The 15699-nt window shown below is 39.0% G+C and carries 15 protein-coding genes and 2 pseudogenes; 6 read left to right on the top strand and 11 right to left on the bottom strand.

The annotated features are described in order from the left end of the window. The first annotated feature begins 15 nt into the window (after nucleotides 1–15). A complete protein-coding gene (locus tag ACJROX_RS06075; RefSeq protein WP_408009860.1) occupies nucleotides 16–1224 on the top strand; it encodes a winged helix-turn-helix domain-containing protein in 1209 nt (402 codons plus the stop codon). A gap of 209 nt (nucleotides 1225–1433) precedes the next feature. Here ACJROX_RS06075 and ACJROX_RS06070 read toward each other — a convergent pair whose 3' ends face one another. Continuing rightward, entirely contained in the window at nucleotides 1434–1631 is a 198-nt protein-coding gene (locus tag ACJROX_RS06070; protein WP_408009859.1) for a DUF2188 domain-containing protein, read from the bottom strand. A gap of 241 nt (nucleotides 1632–1872) precedes the next feature. On the opposite strand from ACJROX_RS06070, the gene ACJROX_RS06065 reads away from it, so the two are divergent. After that, nucleotides 1873–2484, top strand: coding sequence for a DedA family protein (locus tag ACJROX_RS06065; protein WP_408009858.1), 612 nt, complete (start codon nucleotides 1873–1875; stop codon nucleotides 2482–2484). Between the two features lie 24 nt (nucleotides 2485–2508). Then, entirely contained in the window at nucleotides 2509–3342 is an 834-nt protein-coding gene (locus tag ACJROX_RS06060; RefSeq protein WP_408009857.1) for an undecaprenyl-diphosphate phosphatase, read from the top strand. 119 nt (nucleotides 3343–3461) lie between these two features. Here ACJROX_RS06060 and ACJROX_RS06055 read toward each other — a convergent pair whose 3' ends face one another. The 9 genes and pseudogenes from ACJROX_RS06055 to ACJROX_RS06015 all read right to left on the bottom strand — a co-directional run bounded on the left by ACJROX_RS06055 (nucleotide 3462) and on the right by ACJROX_RS06015 (nucleotide 9992). Further along, nucleotides 3462–4112, bottom strand: coding sequence for an SDR family oxidoreductase (locus ACJROX_RS06055; RefSeq protein ID WP_408009856.1), 651 nt, complete (start codon nucleotides 4110–4112; stop codon nucleotides 3462–3464). 184 nt (nucleotides 4113–4296) lie between these two features. Further along, nucleotides 4297–4704 (bottom strand): GNAT family N-acetyltransferase, encoded by a 408-nt coding sequence (locus tag ACJROX_RS06050; RefSeq protein WP_408009855.1) that lies wholly within the window; start codon nucleotides 4702–4704, stop codon nucleotides 4297–4299. Between the two features lie 450 nt (nucleotides 4705–5154). Beyond that, complete coding sequence (locus ACJROX_RS06045; protein WP_408009854.1) at nucleotides 5155–5742, bottom strand: YdeI/OmpD-associated family protein; 588 nt, start codon at nucleotides 5740–5742, stop codon at nucleotides 5155–5157. A 128-nt stretch (nucleotides 5743–5870) separates the two neighbouring features. After that, a pseudogene (locus ACJROX_RS06040) lies at nucleotides 5871–5963 on the bottom strand (SRPBCC domain-containing protein); the annotation flags it as partial. A gap of 351 nt (nucleotides 5964–6314) precedes the next feature. Continuing rightward, on the bottom strand, nucleotides 6315–6839 hold the full coding sequence (locus ACJROX_RS06035; RefSeq protein ID WP_408009853.1) for a GNAT family N-acetyltransferase: 525 nt from the start codon (nucleotides 6837–6839) through the stop codon (nucleotides 6315–6317). Between the two features lie 145 nt (nucleotides 6840–6984). After that, nucleotides 6985–7178, bottom strand: a pseudogene (locus tag ACJROX_RS06030) (organic hydroperoxide resistance protein); the annotation flags it as partial. 180 nt (nucleotides 7179–7358) lie between these two features. Beyond that, complete coding sequence (locus tag ACJROX_RS06025; protein ID WP_408009852.1) at nucleotides 7359–8105, bottom strand: RDD family protein; 747 nt, start codon at nucleotides 8103–8105, stop codon at nucleotides 7359–7361. A gap of 60 nt (nucleotides 8106–8165) precedes the next feature. Continuing rightward, on the bottom strand, nucleotides 8166–9035 hold the full coding sequence (locus tag ACJROX_RS06020) for a tetratricopeptide repeat protein (protein WP_408009851.1): 870 nt from the start codon (nucleotides 9033–9035) through the stop codon (nucleotides 8166–8168). Nucleotides 9036–9050: 15 nt separating this feature from the next. Next, on the bottom strand, nucleotides 9051–9992 hold the full coding sequence (locus tag ACJROX_RS06015) for an ATP-binding protein (protein ID WP_408009850.1): 942 nt from the start codon (nucleotides 9990–9992) through the stop codon (nucleotides 9051–9053). A gap of 302 nt (nucleotides 9993–10294) precedes the next feature. On the opposite strand from ACJROX_RS06015, the gene ACJROX_RS06010 reads away from it, so the two are divergent. Both ACJROX_RS06010 and ACJROX_RS06005 read left to right on the top strand, forming a co-directional pair. Then, nucleotides 10295–11431 (top strand): DUF2927 domain-containing protein, encoded by a 1137-nt coding sequence (locus ACJROX_RS06010; protein WP_408009849.1) that lies wholly within the window; start codon nucleotides 10295–10297, stop codon nucleotides 11429–11431. Between the two features lie 267 nt (nucleotides 11432–11698). Beyond that, nucleotides 11699–13807: an NlpC/P60 family protein gene (locus tag ACJROX_RS06005; protein ID WP_408009848.1), complete on the top strand. Its 2109-nt coding sequence runs from the start codon at nucleotides 11699–11701 to the stop codon at nucleotides 13805–13807. Nucleotides 13808–14037: 230 nt separating this feature from the next. Here ACJROX_RS06005 and ACJROX_RS06000 read toward each other — a convergent pair whose 3' ends face one another. Continuing rightward, complete coding sequence (locus ACJROX_RS06000; protein ID WP_408009847.1) at nucleotides 14038–14493, bottom strand: GNAT family N-acetyltransferase; 456 nt, start codon at nucleotides 14491–14493, stop codon at nucleotides 14038–14040. 230 nt (nucleotides 14494–14723) lie between these two features. Between ACJROX_RS06000 and ACJROX_RS05995 the strand changes: the two genes are divergently transcribed. Further along, on the top strand, nucleotides 14724–15446 hold the full coding sequence (locus tag ACJROX_RS05995) for a 3-ketoacyl-ACP reductase (RefSeq protein ID WP_408009846.1): 723 nt from the start codon (nucleotides 14724–14726) through the stop codon (nucleotides 15444–15446). The last annotated feature ends 253 nt before the right edge of the window (nucleotides 15447–15699 follow it).

The raw sequence follows: 15699 nt of genomic DNA, 5'->3' as shown, positions 1-15699 counted from the left end.
TTCGGGGGGCTAATTATGTCATCTCCAAAATTTCCTGTGGAAAAATCCGCACTTCGGAGATTCCTTTTATCTAAACAAGCTTTATTGGGGGCGGATCGTCCGCTTTCCTCCGCATTACAAATGATCAAGAAGCTTGAATGTGTGCAGCTTGATCCTGTGTCTGTCGTGGAACGAAATCAGCATTTAGTGTTGGGTGCACGTATTCCAGGGTATGAACCAAAGCATCTGGATGATCTCTTAGCGGGAGGAAAAGTATTCGAGTATTTCGCGAATGCTGCCTGCGTCATTCCGATGGAGGATTTCCCTATGTTTGAACCGACCCGCATCCGGATCCAACAAAATGTAGCTGAGTCGTTAGAAAAACAGGGGCTTGTGGTCGACACAGTAATGGAGCAATTGAGATCCGAAGGACCGCTTCCTTCCCGGGCTTTCCAATCGGAAAAACGAGTCCATGGCTACTGGGATAACAAGCTCCCAAAGACGAAAGAAACCTCGCTTGCACTGAATCTGTTGTTGGATTCGGGAATCATCCGAGTTGTAAAAAGAGAACGTACAGAGCGTTATTTTGATATTACAGAGGGGTCGATCAGCCCGGATTTATTGGACAATACTAGCGCAATGGATGAAGCGACTGCCCGGGAGATGCTGATTGAGAAATATCTCAGGGCGTATCGTGTCTTTGATCCACGTGACTTCAGGTTCGGATGGCAAAAATTGAAGGCTGCGGAACGTCGCGCAGAAGTTGAGCGGAGAGTTGCTGATGGAACGGTCATTCCTCTTGAAATCGATGGAGCCGAACGGCAGTATTACATGTTAGCTGAAGATTTGGATGAGCTTGAAAGGTTTGCGAGCAATGACCAGTCGTTGGAATTTTCCGGCGGTACTGTCACCTTCATATCGCCTCTCGATAATCTGTTATGGAGCCGGGAGCGGATCAAAGACTTGTTCGATTTCGATTATAAGTGGGAGATCTATATTCCACGCGCTAAACGGAAATATGGCCCCTATGCGATGCCGATTTTATATGGAGACCGCCTGATCGGAAGGATGGATCCGCAAATCGACCGGAAAAATGGAGTATTGGTCGTCCGGTTGCTGCAGCTGGAACCTTGGGTGGAGAAAACAAACGAGTTGCGTCATGCGATCCGCGATGCGCTTGAAGCTTTCGCCGCTTTTAACGGTGCGAAGGATATACACGTCGACCAATCGGATCTTAAGATGTAATCGCCGGTTTTAAGATAATTTCTTAGTTTTAAAGATAATTTGTAATTTTTAAAGATATTATTCCCAGGTTTTTAAAGATAATTTCAGATTTTTCTCGTTATAGCTTTTATTTTTAAAGATAATCCAAAACCAAAAATAAGCCAAGTTTTCTCATCATTAAAAAAGGGTGACCGAACATCAGCTTTTGTGCAATGTTCTGGTCCCCTTTATCAATATGTCCTTTCCTCTTCGATTTCTAGGTTTTTATCAAGAATTGACAGTTTGCTCGGTTTATTTTCTTTCGCAATTTTTTCTGCGTATTCAACCGCTGCTGATTTCATTTCATAATGATCTGCAGGCGCAGTATCCTCGATTTTCACAAACCAGCCGTTCACATCACGGTCTGGGACTATACTATAGTGTTTCATGCCAACTCCCTCCTGAATTTTTCGGTTTACCCATCCCTTCCCGCTCATCCTATTTTTAAAACTCAGATTTTTAAGCATTCTGTATCATTTACAACGCCCCCTGCTTTTTCTTTTCTGCGTTTTTAATTCACGAAATGTTGATTGGATCTTTGTTCTTACCATTTGTGTAAATATTTCATATTCCTTTTTGTTGAAAAATAGATTAATATAACTAAGACAATCTTAGATATGGAGAATGCCGATGCAGAATTGGATAACTAGTTTCATGGAGCAATATGGATATTTTGGGATTTTTGTGATGATGGCGTTGGAAAACATTTTCCCTCCAATTCCTTCTGAAGTGATTTTGCCCTTCGGTGGCTTTTTGACAACCTATTCAACCCTGAGTATGCCTTATGTAATTTTATCAGCAACAGCAGGCTCTGTATCAGGGGCTTTGATTTTATACCAGTTGGGTCTGTTTTTGGATGTAGCTCGTCTTGAAAGGATCATACACCGATGGGGGAATCTCTTGCGGATCAAGAAATCGGATATTCGGAAAGCGGACAAGTGGTTTGACGACTATGGCTACTGGACGGTGCTTTTCTGTCGGATGATCCCGCTCATTCGAAGCTTAATTTCAATACCAGCAGGCATGTCAAACATGAAGTTCAAGCTCTTCCTCCTTTTTACAACAATCGGTACATTGATCTGGAATATATTACTCGTCCTGATTGGATCTGCGTTAGGGCATTCATGGGAAAAAATATTAAAATTTATGGATATTTACTCCAGCATCATTTATATCATTATTGCTACTGGCCTCCTATTTTTCATTACATCTCTTATTAAGAAGAGAAAGAACTATAATTAATCAACATGAGAGGATAAATGATTTATGGATCTTATTATCTTTTTAAAAGCGATTATCTTAGGAATGGTCGAGGGATTGACTGAATTCGCACCTATATCATCAACCGGGCATATGATCATCGTTGATGACATGTGGCTCCAATCTAAAGAGTTCTTGACGAAGTATGTTGCCAACACCTTCAAGGTCGTCATCCAGCTTGGATCCATTTTAGCTGTTGTCGTCGTGTTTTGGGACAGGTTGATCGGACTGGTCGGCTTGAAACGAAAGAAAGGCATCAACAGTGGTAAACCACAGAATCAACTCAGGTTGTCTCAAGTGATCGTCGGCTTATTGCCTGCAGGGGTCTTAGGGGTATTGTTTGAGGACTATATCGATGAATATCTATTTTCGACCAAAACAGTTTTGATCGGTCTCGTTATCGGGGCATTCTTCATGATTTTCGCAGATCTATTCGGAAAAAAAGAAGCCACTGTCAAAATGGTGGATCAGATTACGTACAAACAAGCTCTTACTGTAGGTCTCATACAGTGTTTTTCCCTTTGGCCAGGATTCTCCCGCTCTGGATCTACGATTTCTGGTGGGGTTCTCGTAGGGATGAGCCACCGTGCAGCGGCAGACTTCACTTTTATCATGGCGGTCCCGATCATGGCTGGAGCAAGTTTCATTTCCCTGGTCAAAAACTGGCAGTACTTTTCAATGGATGCCTTGCCGTTTTTCATTGTCGGTTTTGTCAGCGCCTTTATCTTTGCTTTACTTTCCATACAATTTTTCCTGAAAATGATCAATAAAATCAAGCTGATTCCATTCGCGATTTATCGGATTGTCTTGGCAGGAATCGTATACCTGATTTATTTTTGATATGTAATAGGTCCATTTGGGGGTACATGCCGGCACACCAAAAAGAAGACAATTCACCTTGTCGGCAAATTGCCTCCCATTTAAATAGAACTATGACAGCAAAAACTGTCGACTTTAACTTAGATTGAATTTATTCCTTCCTTAATAGGATTCGTTCCCGTAACTACCTGAAATTCCTTTCCAATCGTCGTCTCATTTTCTAAACAAGCAACAATGACACTTGCCACGTCCTCTCTAGGAATTTCGCCCCTATCTACTTCAAACGCTGCTTTTACTTGACCAGTTCTTTTATCATTTGTCAGCGCACCAGGATGTATAATCGTATAATCCAAATCCGTGGACTTTAACCATTCATCCGCATAATGTTTTGCTGCAACATATGGTGCAAAGGACGAAGGAGCAGCCTGAATTGCTTCGCGGCTCGTGTCAAACGAACTAATCATTATAAACCGCTTCACACCAGCAAGTTTTGCTGCCTCGATTGTTTTTACAGCACCATCCAAATCAACCAAAATGGTTTTGTCTTTCCCTGTGTGTGGCCCAGAACCTGCTGTGAATACGATCGCATCGACACCATCAGCAGCTTTTGCAATCGTTTCGATGTTCTGTTCAAGATCCGCCACTACGGTTTCCGCACCCAAATTTTCAAAAAAGGAGGCTTGTTCCTTATTACGGATCATTGCTTTTGCTTCCAGTGAATCACTATCCTCAATAAATGAAACAAGATGCTTTCCAATTTGGCCATTTGCCCCAACAACAAGAACTTTCAATTTCTCCACCCTTTCTAAGTAAAATAAGACCCTCTACCATGAAAGATTCCAACCTACTAATATTTATACTAAATCGAAAAGAAGGACAATGTCTAGACCCCCAGCTTCTTAGTTGAAATATTTTTAAAAATTACGTATTGTAAGTACAAAAAAGATCTAATAAGAATAAAAAATCCCTAAGCATTTATCGTTTTATATTTCTTGTCATTCCAATTGAAAATTTCTTAAATCCAAAAGATTCATAATAGGTCTCCAAATTTTCCACACACATAAGTTGAGGAATAACTCGATTTTGCTCACAATGTTGAATTATTCGATTCAACATTTCTTTGCCGATACCCTTAGATTGATATTTTGGTAGCACACCGACTCCACAAATAATTCCAGTAACCATACCATCCGATATAACACGACCCATACCCACTAATTGTTGTTTATCAAAAGCATATATTGAATACCAACTTTGATTGCACATTTGTTTTAAATCATTAACTGTTAATTCAAGTGAATTCCATCCTAAAGATTCGTATAAGGTCAGTAATTGTTTAAAATTTTCAGGTGGTTCAATTGTATAACATATGGTGTTTTCCATATATAGCACTTCCTATTATTTTTGTATTTACCCATTAATATCTAATTCTACATTTCTTCTTCCACAATCCTGCATCGTTTATTAAATAAAAAAGCTGTATAAACAGCTCAGCGACCTTCAAAGAAAGCGCCCTAAAATAAAAAATGAGCGCCAATTCCTCTGGAATAGCACCCGATTATCGAATTACTATTTAATTAGAGTCCCCATTATTTGAAAAAAAGCGTACCTTTCAGCAAAAAGCCAAAGGCTACACTTTTGTTTGCAGTATTTTTCTTTTCTTAGCTGGTAATCCGTAAGCCTGTTACACGGTAGTTTACTTATACTCTACGGATCACTTTTTTGTTTTTTTACGTTTTAAAAGTGTTACCTGCAATCCAAAAAGGAGTTCGAATGAACGCAAAATGAGGTAATATCTTAAAGTTTGATTCATTTATTTTCTCATCGAATATACTAATCATTTAATCCCTTTCCATTGAGAATTTTCTGCATATATTTTTCAACCCTTGACTCTCGAGTTTTGGATTGTTTAGCTTTAGAAAAATAAAGAATGTATGCTCTTTGCCGTCCCGGCGTCAATGCTTCAAAAGCAGTTTTCAAGGCAGGGATTTCATTGAATTTATTTTGAAGTTCTTCAGGAATTGTGAATTCTGTTTTCTTTTTCACTTCTAAACCGGCTTTTTCAACTTCAATGGCTTCATTAATATAGGCTTTCAAGATGGCTTCCATTTCAACTATTTCTTGAACATTGGTGAACCGGATCTGGCGCGCAGCTTGTACATTCTCCGTTTGCTGGACTAGTATCCCATGGGGATCCTGTAATAAGGCACCTTTGTGAAAAAGAAGCGCACAATAGTCTTTAAATCCATGTATTAGAACGATGTTTTTGTTCTCAACCATGTAACAAGGATGCATCCACTTTATATCTTCGGTCAGCCCACAGTCAAGAACGATATTTCTCAACGTCTCATATTCTTCTTTCCACTCTTTGGCTTTTCTTAAAAATCCATCAACCTTACGACTCTTTCTACTATTTGTCATCAAGGATCACCCCTCTTTAATTTTCGATCAGCTGACAGTCAAGAATGATCATTCTCAATTTCTCCAATTCTTTCTGTCACTTTTTGGCTTTACTTGAATATACATCAACCTTGAATCCTTTTCCATGACCACTTGGCAAGCTTGCTTGAATCGGTTAAGGCGGACCAAACCTTCTCGATTGATGTCGTGAACTGAAAATCCAAGGATAATGTTAAACTCACTCTTCTTCCTCCTCTAATAGTTGGTTCAAGGGCAACATATTCGTACTTCAGAACTTACTGTAAAAAGCCACCCAATCTTGAATGTTTTCGATAGGAAACGGAACCCGTTAAAGAAAAATGGCGTTCTTTTTTTGTATTGCTGAACTAATCTGCGCCGTTTGCTTAAGTACAATTCTTCACAATCCTCTCCATAGATTTAACACAAATATCCAATTTCCTGATTTAGAGTTATTCCATAAAATGGCCAGTATGCAGAATAACTTTATAATCCATTTATTCCATTAAACTGCCATTTTCCTCAAGAACACTTCATCTCCATTTAACGGTAAATTTTCAGCTCTTTTCTCTTCCTCAATCTAAATACTTTTCCATTCGGATATCAGACCACAATTTATCTTGCCAGTAGGTGAAATCTTTAATCCGCCCGATGTCCTGGTAGCCCAACTTCTTATACAGCTTCTGCGCCTGTTTGTTAAATTCAAACACGCCAAGTTCAATACGTTTATGGGCTTGTTGCCTGATCTGTTCCTCTAAATATTGCATCGCTGCATAGCCAATCCCCTTGCCCCGGCCTTCATCCTCACCGATTGTAATTCCTATCCAGGCAGTTCCTGGCTCTTTTTTGTAGAGATGATCAGGGTCGACCATGTAGTTCATTTCGCCGATCAACTTGTCATCCAGATAAATCAGATACATATGATGATGTTCAAGGCGTTGTGTCAGCTCGTCCAAGGTGATTATTCTCTTGCGCTCCAATTCCACCTTGTTTTGATGAGGGCGAGTAAACGGGATCAAAGCGGGGTCGTTTTCCCAACGGTTCAACACCTCCACAAGGGCTGAAGTAGGTTCTGTTAATTTGATGAAATCAATATTCATAGGGTGCTCCTTTCAGTAGTACAGTTATTTAAAGGATTAGTACTGTATATACTTCTATCCAATCATCTGAATTCCTTTGGTATACAAACATAATAGACGCGTTCATAGATAAACGCGTCTATTTGACAAATCGTCCTTCCTAACATTAAATCAATTCAGTAACCAGTTCTACATTAATATTGCCTCTGGTTGCTTTCGAATAAGGGCATACTCCATGCGCTTGCTCAACTAATATTCTGCCTCATCTAAAGAAACACCGTTAATTCCTACATTGAGAATAACATCAAGCTTAAATCCCCCATTTGTATCTTTACCGATAGATACTTTTGAAGTAACTTTTTACTTCTTCCGGGTGTCTTTTTGTATAATCTGACATTGACGTCACCGAATGGGTGTCCTACCAATATGTAAGATGGCTTGATATCAGCTTTCTTAAGCAAGTTTATAAGATTTTCTATAATTTGCACACTATTTTTATCTATTTTTTATGTACTTGATAGGAAAATCATTGAAACAGATTTATTTATGATAATTTACCTTTTTAACATTCCAGTCGGTTCTTGGTATTTTGGTTAAATAAATATCCACATAAATATCTTTTTCTTCTCCCATCACTTTTACAGTAAAAAAAGCTTCCCCGTGTCCGCTCCTTGTTTGTATACTTCCGGATGGGAAAAATCCAAACCCTTCAATTCCACCTGTGTTTTCAATAATTTCAGGATTATGTTTGATATAATTTTCTGATGTTTTATATGCTTCGGACCCTTTAAATATAAAGATGATGGAGACAAACATTAATGAAAATATTATAATGATGGCAGAAAGGATAACTACAATTCTTTTACCGACACTCATTTCCCTTGTTTTTACAACAACTGTTTTCGCAAGTTTATCTCCCAATCGTTGTTTTTTTTTATTACATGCTATACGAAAAATTCTACCATCCATATAACAATCGGTAAGTTTCTCAAAAATAACTTCGATATGGACGGAGCTAGTAAGATCGTCTTCATCTCGAACACCGATTCCGAAAAGCCATTTTCCCGGACTTACACCTTTAAATACATCTTTGAATGTATAAATGATAAGAGCAATAATCATAGCTATGTAAAAGAATGTAAACATTATGCCAGTTTCCATAGATTCTTGATGTGTCATAAGAATTATTATAAAGGGAAAAGTGATAATAAAAGTTAAGAGAACATGGTCTATTAGAAAAGCGTATATTCGACTTTTCCTTGAAGCGATTTGGAGATTATTTCGCATAAATACCTCCTTGTTTTTATCTTCACACATACATTTTAAAAGTAATGATCCTGATAGTGTTTACCTTCTAAAAAATCTGCCAAACACTTTTTTGTTTACAATGACCTTGGTTATCCAATGTGATAGTACATAAAAAATAATAAAGAAAACAAGAAACGGTGCAAAAATTTTCCATGCCACAATCCAAATCAGTAACACCATCCAAGGCTTAAGCCTGGTCATCAGTTTTGTGGGATATAAGAAAAAGCGGTAAAACACATATTGTTTTTGTAAAATTTCAAGATACTCATTACGAAGCTGTGGGTCCTCCGGATCAAGACGGACGGCTTGTTCTAAATATTGTTGAGCTGTTTTATACTCTCCCCTATGATCGTTTGCCCAGGCAAGATACATAAATACCTGATCATTATCGGGATCTAACCGTAATGCTTGTTGTTCAGCTTCAACTGATTCTGTATCTTTTCCGAGAAGACTGAGTACATAGCTATAATTAGCGAGGTATAAAGCATTGTATGGACCTCGGGCTATGGCTTGTTCAAAGGATTCTTTCGCTTCATTCACTTTTCCGCGCTGAATCATGATGTTTCCTTCTAAAAAGTAAAAATAGCTTTCTTCCGGGAATAGATTTAAAGCGTCTTTAATCACTTTTTGCGCGGTTTTCCAATCTTTTTTTTGAAACAACATGCCTACATGAATCTGCCAAGCTATCGCATGTTGAGGGTCTATCTTCAGAGCTTCTTTGACCCAATGTATTGTTTTTTCATATTCTTTCTGGCTTAGATAAATTTTTGCTAACATGGCGTATCCGTCCGGATCAAACGAATACATCCGGATATAGTTTTCTGCTTCTTTTATAGCTTCTTTATATCTATTCCATTGAAGAAGCTGTTCGATTCTGTTCATTGCTGCAAATTGTAATTCCTCATTCAACATACTCACATCCCATTAGATTCGGTTTTCTTTTATATATTCAAGTACGTGCTGGTAATCTTTATTTACATCGCTGAATGTTGCATAGTTTTTTGCAGTGGAGAACCATTCTAATGTTGTTGGTTTTCGGTTTTTTAATGCAGAAGATAGGTCACCATTTGTCATTGGCTGTAGTTCTCCAGTTTCCATCGAACGATTTAATGCTCCTTCAATGGCATCATTAATAAGCTGCTCCAAGTCAGCTCCTGAGAAATGTTGTGTTTTCTTTGCGAATTTATGAAAGTCCAGAGATTCTTGGGGCTTTTGTTTTGTTTTAAGATGGAGAATCTCCTTCCGTTCCTGTTCTGCAGGAGGGGGTATGAAAATTAAACTGTTGAATCTTCCTGGTCGTCTTAAAGCCGGATCTAAATACCAAGGAGTGTTCGTTGCCCCTATCAAATAGACCTGATCGTTATGTGACTGAAGTCCATCCAGCTCTAATAATAATTGATTGACAAGCATTCTTTCATGATGCTGCCTCATATTATGACGGCTTCCCCCTAATGCATCCAACTCATCAATGAATAAAACACAAGGCTTTTGTTCCCTGGCTTTTTCAAAAACATCATGAAGGTTATGTTCACTTTCGCCGACATACATTGATAAAATACCTTGTAATTCAAGGTGCAGGAAATTAGCATCTATTTCACCGGCGATCGCTTTAGCAAGGAAAGTTTTCCCACATCCAGGAGGACCGTAAAGTAATAAGCTTCCTCCAGCCTCTTTACCATATGCTTCAAAAAATTCAGGATTTTTCAATGGTAAGATAAAATTCATCCGTATCTTTTTTTTAACTGCTTCCAGCCCTCCTACATCCCCAAAAGTTTCTTGAGGTTGTGATGTTTCTACCAGCGTATTTTTACTTTTATCGAATTGTATGACTTTTAATTTTTGTTTTTCTTCATGATCTTTAGACATCCAATTCCTCCAAACTATCATTAGTGGGAATGACTAAAATTTTATGTAGTAAATAGATTCCAAAAAACTATTATTACCTTATCAAATAAATTATGGAGATTCTATGAATCTTATCATGGTTCTTTTTTCCAGGTAGTTATCCATGTGGATATATTCAAATTAAAAAGTAAGTATCGCTATATAAAAATATAAACTCCTCTATTGTAAGTAAATTTCACTTCTGTTCATGACACAATATGAAATAATTGCCAGCCAAATCTGTAATTGTCTATGTTTATAATGGATGATGGGAGGTGGCATAATTGAGAGCAATATTTATTTTTTTAAGCCTATTTGTCTTGTCAGGATGTATACCTGAGCCGGAAATCCAAATATCAGGTATCGAAAACGAAAAGGTCTATCCTGACGCTCGTTCAATAAAGGTCGATGAAGAAGCTGCTGGTAACTTTACGATGCAGTTGAACGGTAAAGATATCCAAAATGGTCATAAAGTGACTGGAAACGGAAAATATCAGTTGACTGTCACAGCCGAACGGTGGTGGAATGAGGAAACCAAAACGGTTACATTTGAAATCGATGATCAACCACCAAAAAAACCTGAATTCAATGACGATTTAAAGAAGGTATATTATAAAGAAGTAAAATTCAGGTTGGTTAAGGAGGACGGCATCGAATATGAGATAAGGATGGATGACAAACCCTATAACCTGGAGAAAGCGTATAACAAAGAAGGGGATCACACCTTATATATTCAAGCGGTTAAAGATAATGGATTGACTTCAGATAGAAAAATAAAGTTTCAAATAGATAACCGTACATATTCGAGAGAAACAGTCAATACATTCAAACAATTATATTTCCATAACGGAGAAAAGCTATTAACAGAGGTGATCAAGTGGACCTATTATGTCGGTGTCTATGTCCACGGAGAGCCTACAACCCAAGATTCCAACGTTCTCAAATCCTATTTTGATAGATTAAATAAAATGCTTCCAATCGAATTCAAAATACTAAAAAACGGGACATCAAATTACACAAACCATCAGTTGGATATCCATTTCGTTCCGACCCATGAATTCAAAGATTATGGATTTAAAGAGGATTTGAGAGTCGGGAATAAACAGATTGTAGGCGTAGCCATACCTGAAAAAGTCACGATGGACGGTAATATCATAACTTCCAAGATTCTTGTTGGTACAGACACGGACCAGCAATTACGGAAAACTACCATTTTACATGAAATCATCCACTCACTTGGTCTGTATGGTCATTTAGAGAATAATGAAAAGAGCATTCTTTATCCCTATAACAACAACCGGGTTACCAAGCTCAGTGAAGTCGATGAGAAATTGATTGAAATCCTTTACCGGAAAGATATCCAACCAGGTATGAATGAAAAAGACGTCGAACGCGTATTAGAACCTAGGATCAAAAAATGAACTCCGAAACTGAATAAAATGGACCCGGGTCTAGTTGGATAAAAAACTAGTTTGATTATAAAAGAGTTCCGATTTTTCGGGACTTTTTTTGTTTCAATAAGCTATTTCCATAATTTACTTGACTGATTACTGTTGTATAACAAGTAATCTTGTTGCTACACTAAAAAAGTCATTAATATTACTTATTTTTCAAATAGATTACAAGTTTAAGGGAATTGTAATCTAAGTATGGGAAATAAAAACTTTTGTGGGAAGGGGAAGTTTTATTTGAAAAAAGTTGTCTGGTTGTTAGGTTTATTTTTTATGTTTTCATTCCCTCTAATAAATAGTGCTTCTGCTCAGGAGACACCGGATACGAATAATATCGTTTACCTGTTTGGCGGGACTACTGAAGAATACAAGCAACAGCTTTCTAAAACGAACAATCAAGTCGGAACGATCTCACCCGAGTATTTCCATCTTGATCAAGACGCAAACTTGATCGAAACAGTCGATCCTGAAATGGTCGATTATGCCCACAACAACGGGTACAAAGTGACGCCGTTTCTCGGAAACTCTTTTAATTATGAACTCGGTGTCAAAGCGATGGAAAACCGGGAAAACCTCGCTGATCAAGTGACTCAAAGTGTCCTTGAATACAACTTGGATGGAGTCGTTGTCGACATTGAAAATCTCTCAGAGAAAGAAAGAGATCAACATACCGATTTCGTACGTTTATTAGCTGATCAGCTTCAACCGCATGGTAAAACGGTCGATGTGGCTGTCGCTCCTGCTGTCCAGGATACGTACTATGGATGGTATGGATCCTATGATTACGAAGCACTTGGAAACATTGCCGATACGGTCTTCATCATGGCTTATGATTACAGCTATCCTGGCGGCCCTGAGGGACCCGTCGCCCCTTATGACTGGATGAAAAATTCTGTCAGCTATTTAACTACTAAAATTCCGAATGAAAAACTGGTTTTAGGAGTTCCATTTTACGGTCGTTATTGGACAGATACAACGAAAGGGTATGGCATCACTTACTCTAGGACAAATGCCCTTATCCAGGAAAACAATGCCGATGTAAAATGGGACGAACAGTCGAAATCCAACTATACCATTTTCACGGACCAAAGTTCAGGAACTGACTATGAAATTTGGTTTGATGATGCAAGAAGCCTCCAAGAAAAAATTTCAATCGCGGAAGAATTCGGATTGAAAGGTTGGGGAGCCTGGGCATTAGGACAGGAAGACCCTGCTTTATGGGATTCACTTGCGGCTTCTGATGATAAAAACAATGAACCGGCTGAACCTAGTCTGGGAGAAAAGATCACAGAAGAGGCAAAATCCCGTATTGGTGAACAAGTCACAGACGATCAGTCTGAAACCTTTGTTTCGGAGCTTTATGCTGCAGAAGGCATCACTCTTCCGGAGAACGCTCAGGACATGAGCAATCATGGTGAATGGATCAGCGATCAAGCGAACCTTCAGCCTGGTGATGTCCTCCTCTTCGGCGGTAGCCGTGACAACCTTGCTGATGCGGCCATCTATATCGGAGACGGACAATACGTGATTTCCTACAAAGCTTATGGAACGGTCAAAACGTTCAATATGACGGATGATATCGCAAAACAATACTATGTGGGAGCGATCCGGCTATCTGAACCAACGACTCCTCCATTAGGGGCCAGGATCGCCGATGAAGCGGAATCCCATCTTGGAGAACAAGTCACAGACGACCAGTCTGAAACCTTTGTTTCGGAGCTTTATGCTGCAGAAGACATCACCCTTCCGGAGAACGCTCAGGACATGAGCAATCATGGTGAATGGATCAGCGATCAAGCGAACCTTCAGCCTGGTGATGTCCTCCTCTTCGGCGGTAGCCGTGACAACCTTGCTGATGCGGCCATCTATATCGGAGATGGACAATACGTGATCTCCTACAAAGCCTATGGAACCGTCAAAACATTCAATATGACGGATGATGTCGCAAAACAATACTATGTGGGAGCGATCCGGCTATCTGAACCAACGACTCCTCCATTAGGGGACAGAATCGCCGATGAAGCGAAATCCCATCTTGGAGAACAAGTCACAGATGACCAGTCTGAAACCTTTGTTTCGGAGCTTTATGCTGCAGAAGGCATCACCCTTCCGGAGAACGCTCAGGACATGAGCAATCATGGTGAATGGATCAGCGATCAGTCGAACCTTCAGCCTGGTGATGTCCTCCTCTTCGGCGGTAGCCGTGACAACCTTGCTGATGCGGCCATCTATATCGGAGACGGACAATACGTGATTTCCTACAAAGCTTATGGAACGGTCAAAACGTTCAATATGACGGACGAAGTTGCTAAGAAATATTATGTCGGGGCAATTAGAGTAGAATAATTTCAACAAAACACCAATCTGAAAGAGCCTCAATAACTGAGGCTCTTTTGTAATATAAAGGAATTATAGGTCAAGACTTTTAATATTTGTGGTTCTGTTTCTTCCTCCATATGTCCCACATTCATAATGGAGGACGTATTCATTCAACAAAACAGTTCTTTACTTAATACCAATTATTATTTCAAAACAAGGAAATTAACTCAATCATTCATTCCATAAAAAAGAAGATTTCAAAGTTCCTTCGTCATGAACATACTGTTGGGATCCTCAATATAATCAGCAAACGGCTTGCAATATTGAAATCCAAAATTCTCATAAAGTCTCCTGGCTGGGACGAAAGCATCCATTGACCCTGTTTCCAAACTCAACCTTCGATAACCACGTTCCTTGGCTTCTCCAATGATGTGTTCAAGGATTCGCTTTGCAGCACCTTTTCTTAGATGAGAAGAAGAAGTTCGCATTGACTTAATTTCTCCATGTTGGCTATCAAGTTCCTTAAGAGCCCCGCAGCCAACTAATTCTCCCTCTTTCCATGCACTCCAGAATGTTATTTCTGGTTTCCGTAATGCCTCAAGATCTAGTGCATGTATACTTTCTGGCGGGGAATGGAGTGTCATTCCCTGAAGATGTCCCCTCACCAATTCACCTACTTCAGCCTTAGTTAAGTCATCTAATATAATGTCCATAACAGCCCCTCCAACCTCCATTTTTTAATTACAAAATAATCATACTATCAATACATATCGTTTTAATAAGGAAATGCTTTATTCAGCTAAAAAATTATATGTTTGTACTACTATAATAGTGATAGATAATAATTCACTAATCAATTTCGCTACCAAGATAACTAACATTTGCTTATCCTCCTTCATAACCGTACACTTGCGATAGATTTATTATGAAAGGATGGTTCATGATGGCACAATCGATTGAAGGTAAAACCGCTTATATTACAGGTGCTGGTCGAGGAATCGGAAAAGCTACGGCATTAGAGCTTGCACGTGAAGGTGTCCATGTCGGCTTGATCGCCCGTACACAAAGTTCACTTGAGAAAGTTGCAGAAGAAGCGAGATCACTAGGTGTAAAGTCCAGTGTAGCTGTAGCTGATATCTCAGATATGGAACAAGTGGAAAATGCAGTTTCCAAACTTGAAAACGAACTCGGGTCAACCGATATTTTGATCAACAATGCAGGCATCGGAACGTATGGAGCGTTTCTAGAAATCGCTCCGGAAGAGTGGAAGAGAACCTTTGAAGTGAATGTGTTTGGGACGTATCATGTTACACGAGCTGTTTTGCCTCAGCTAATCGAGAAAAACCACGGAGACATCATCACTATTTCATCCAGTAGCGGGTTGAAAGGCACTGCGAATAGCACGGCTTACAGTGGCTCGAAGTTTGCCGTTCAAGGTACTATGGAAGCATTGATGCAGGAAGTCCGTAAAAATAACATCCGTGTCATGACACTGAATCCGAGCTTAGTGGCGACTGATCTTTCCTTTGGGGATAAGCTTGATGAAGCTGACAAAGAGAAATACATGCAACCTGAGGATTTGGCGGAACATATTGTTTCTCAGCTGAAATTACATCCACGTATCTTTATCAAACAGTCTCTTCAGTGGGCGACGAATCCTTTTTAAAGTATAAGTGGAGAAAAGCTCAGAGTTTTAATGCTCTGAGCTTTATGTATAAATAAGTTCAAATTACAGATAAACAGAAAAATCACTACTATCTCCATATGGCATTTGGTTCTTGATATTGTCCTCTAAGTTTTGTAAAGTACATTCCTGCCATTCTTTCGATTTCCTATCTTTAGATATTCTTGCTACTTTTTCTATCTCTTTAATATAGTAAACATCGTTATGAAATCCCCCGCATAACTTAAACCCATTG

The organism is Pseudalkalibacillus sp. A8 (genome assembly GCF_045920555.1).
GTDB lineage: Bacteria > Bacillota > Bacilli > Bacillales > Fictibacillaceae > Pseudalkalibacillus.
This window is presented reverse-complemented; position numbering and strand designations above follow the sequence as displayed.

Coding starts and splice junctions, on each gene's coding strand:
- ACJROX_RS06075 (WP_408009860.1), top strand. CDS start 16: ATGTCATCTCCAAAATTTCCTGTGGAAAAATCCGCACTTCGGAGATTC.
- ACJROX_RS06070 (WP_408009859.1), bottom strand. CDS start 1,631: ATGAAACACTATAGTATAGTCCCAGACCGTGATGTGAACGGCTGGTTT.
- ACJROX_RS06065 (WP_408009858.1), top strand. CDS start 1,873: ATGCAGAATTGGATAACTAGTTTCATGGAGCAATATGGATATTTTGGG.
- ACJROX_RS06060 (WP_408009857.1), top strand. CDS start 2,509: ATGGATCTTATTATCTTTTTAAAAGCGATTATCTTAGGAATGGTCGAG.
- ACJROX_RS06050 (WP_408009855.1), bottom strand. CDS start 4,704: ATGGAAAACACCATATGTTATACAATTGAACCACCTGAAAATTTTAAA.
- ACJROX_RS06045 (WP_408009854.1), bottom strand. CDS start 5,742: ATGACAAATAGTAGAAAGAGTCGTAAGGTTGATGGATTTTTAAGAAAA.
- ACJROX_RS06035 (WP_408009853.1), bottom strand. CDS start 6,839: ATGAATATTGATTTCATCAAATTAACAGAACCTACTTCAGCCCTTGTG.
- ACJROX_RS06025 (WP_408009852.1), bottom strand. CDS start 8,105: ATGCGAAATAATCTCCAAATCGCTTCAAGGAAAAGTCGAATATACGCT.
- ACJROX_RS06015 (WP_408009850.1), bottom strand. CDS start 9,992: ATGTCTAAAGATCATGAAGAAAAACAAAAATTAAAAGTCATACAATTC.
- ACJROX_RS06000 (WP_408009847.1), bottom strand. CDS start 14,493: ATGGACATTATATTAGATGACTTAACTAAGGCTGAAGTAGGTGAATTG.
- ACJROX_RS05995 (WP_408009846.1), top strand. CDS start 14,724: ATGGCACAATCGATTGAAGGTAAAACCGCTTATATTACAGGTGCTGGT.